Origin of the sequence: Guyparkeria sp. (genome assembly GCF_041687595.1) — a bacterium.
In the GTDB taxonomy this organism is placed as follows: Bacteria; Pseudomonadota; Gammaproteobacteria; order Halothiobacillales; family Halothiobacillaceae; genus Guyparkeria.
This window is the reverse complement of record NZ_JAWLBP010000099.1, coordinates 1-2,617: the sequence shown is the minus strand read 5'-3', so window position 1 is coordinate 2,617 and position 2,617 is coordinate 1. Positions and strand designations below refer to the sequence as shown.

Genomic DNA, 2,617 nt, shown 5'->3' with positions numbered 1-2,617 from the left:
TCGAACAGCGGCTTGAGCTCGCCGCGCTCGTACATCTCGATGGTGATGTCCGCGCCGCCGATCAGCTCGCCGTTGACGTAGACCTGCGGGAAGGTCGGCCAGTCCTGGTAGCTCGGCAGGGCCTGCATGATCTCCGGGTCGGCCATGACGTTGACGTAGCCGAACGGTACGCCGCAGGCCTTCATTGCCTCGGCGGTGCGGCTGGAAAAGCCGCAGGTCGGAAACTGCGGGGTCCCCTTCATGAAGATGAGGATCGGGTTTTCCTTGACGAACTGGTCAATGCGCTCGAGAGCATCCATGGGTGATGGCCTCCACAAAAATTCGGTGAGTCGGCGGGTTGCCGAATGGCTTTATATGGGACCAAATTCGTACCGATTTGGCAAGCTCGATCCCGAAGGTCACCCTGAATCGCGGGTGGTCACCTGGTTGCGGCCGGCCTGCTTGGCGGCATAGAGCGCCTCGTCGGCGGCGTTGATGATTTCCTGCGGCGTCACGTGGGCCGGGTAGCCGGCCACACCCGCGCTGAACCGGCAGCTGATCTCGCCCCCGTTGTCGGTTTCGAAGCGCTCGGCGGCGAATTGCGTGCGCAGCCGGTCGATCAGCTTGACCGCGTTGGCCGGCGTGGTGGCCGGCAAGACCACCATGAACTCCTCGCCCCCGTAGCGGCCGACGCCGTCGTACTTCCGCAGCCGGGTGTTGAGCAGGGTGGAAAGGCCTCGGATCACGCGGTCGCCGGTGGGGTGGCCGTAGGTGTCGTTGACCTGTTTGAAGTGGTCGATGTCGATCATCACCACCGACAGGGGCTGTTCCTGGCGGATGGACCGATCGAGCTCGTTGTCCACCATCTGGGTGATCGCCCGGTGGTTCATCAGTCCCGTGAGCGAGTCGGTGATCCGTTCGGCACGGGCCTGGCGGTAGCGCTGGGCCCGGTAGCGCACCATGCGGATGAGGTCCTCGGCCGGGATCGACTTGTTCAGGAAGTCGTCGCCGCCCTTGAGCTTGGCCTCGAGGCGGTACTGGTCGCGCTCCTCGGTGGACATGAACAGGATCGGCACGTCGGAGAGCTGCGGGTGCTCGCGGAAGATGCGCGCGAGATCCATGCCGTCCATTTCCGGCATGTACAGGTCGAGCAGTATCACGTCGGGGAATTCGTTCAGTGCCGTCTCGAAGGCCGCTTCCGGGCGGGTCTCGAACAGCAGGCGCACGCTCGCGCGGGCGAACTGCTTGCGCCAGTAGGCGCCGGCGGTCGCCATGTCGTCGACCAGCAGCACCGTGATCTGCTCGTCGTCGCACTCGGTAACCCGGGCGCCGCTGAGCAGGGTGTTGAGTCGGGCCGAGTCGATCGGGTGGGTGATGACGTGATCGATCCCGGCCCGTACGGCGGAGGCCCGCATGGCGAAGTCGTCGCGCCGGCTGATCATCAGGGTCTGTGCACAGGCCGACATGCGGTTCTTCAGGTCGGTCAGCTTCTCGAACTTGTGGTCCTGGTCCGGCTCGTCGCCGGCGAGGTAGATGAGGATGCCGGTATGCTCGAGTAGCCCGGGATCGGGGTTTTCCAGGTCGATCGGATGGGCGCCGAAGCCGTTGCGCCGCAACGAGTCGGCCAGCACCTCGGGCAGTTCGGTGCTGCCGGTGTACAGGGCAATGACCTCCGGGGTCGGCTCCGGGGTGGTCTCGAGGTGGCGGGCAAGGCGTTCGAGGTAGCGGACCAGGCGGCTCAGACGCGAGAGGTCGGCCGAGGCCTGTTCCAGCTCGCGCTCGATTTCCTGCTCGATGCGATTGAGCACACCCAGCAGCACGCGCAGCTTCTCGCGCCGCGCGACCTGGATCAGACCCTGCACCTGGTTCTGCATGTCGGCCAGTCGCGTGCTGCGGCGGGCCGTGGTGTCGTTGATGGAGGCCCGCAGCGAGGCGGCGGCCAGCGACCAGTCGACCTTGCCCCCGGCCCATTCCGGGTAGACGAGCGGGTCAGGGACGGTGAGTGAATCCTCGGTCATAGCGGTACTCGTTCCCATGAGTCTGTCGATATCCCTTTGTTCGGACTCTAGCGCATTTTCCCGGCCATCGGCGCACCGGGCGACTGCCTTGAAGACACCGCATCGCCGCGCAAGTTCACCGCGAGGCGTCGTCAGCCGATCCCCTGTTCCTGCAGCCACAGCTCGAACACGGCCAGGTGCCAGATCTTCGCGCCCTGCAGGCGGGTGAAGTGCCGATCGGGCTCGGCGAGCAGTTTCTCCACGTAGGCCGGTTCGAACAGGCCCCGGGCACGAGCGGTGTCCGAGGTGAGGATCTCGCGCATGAACTCGAGGAACGGGCCGCGGACGAACTTCAGTGCCGGCACCGGGAAGTAGCCCTTGGGCCGGTCGATCACCGCATCCGGGATCCGTCCGCGTGCGATGCTCTTGAGGATGCCCTTGCCGCCCTGGGCCAGCTTGTGTTCCGCCGGCACGCGCATGGCCGCCTCGACCAGCCCCGTGTCGAGGAAGGGCACCCGCGCCTCCAGTCCCCAGGCCATGGTCATGTTGTCGACGCGCTTGACCGGGTCGTCGACGATCAGGGTGCTGGCATCGAAACCCAGTACGCGGTTGGCGAACGAGCCGCGACCACCACCCGCCAG

The 2,617-nt window shown here is 65.9% G+C and carries 3 protein-coding genes; all 3 read right to left on the bottom strand.

Annotation, left to right across the window (positions count from 1 at the left end):
• Positions 1 to 299 (bottom strand): Grx4 family monothiol glutaredoxin (gene grxD, locus ACESL5_RS09750; RefSeq protein ID WP_372592586.1); only part of this gene is annotated, 299 nt, incomplete at its 3' end.
• A 99-nt stretch (positions 300 to 398) separates the two neighbouring features.
• The gene (locus tag ACESL5_RS09745; protein ID WP_372592585.1) at positions 399 to 1,997 is read right to left on the bottom strand and encodes a diguanylate cyclase; all 1,599 of its coding nucleotides are present in this window, start codon (positions 1,995 to 1,997) and stop codon (positions 399 to 401) included.
• 131 nt (positions 1,998 to 2,128) lie between these two features.
• A partial coding sequence (locus tag ACESL5_RS09740; protein ID WP_372592584.1) for an asparagine synthase-related protein occupies positions 2,129 to 2,617 on the bottom strand: 489 nt, incomplete at its 5' end.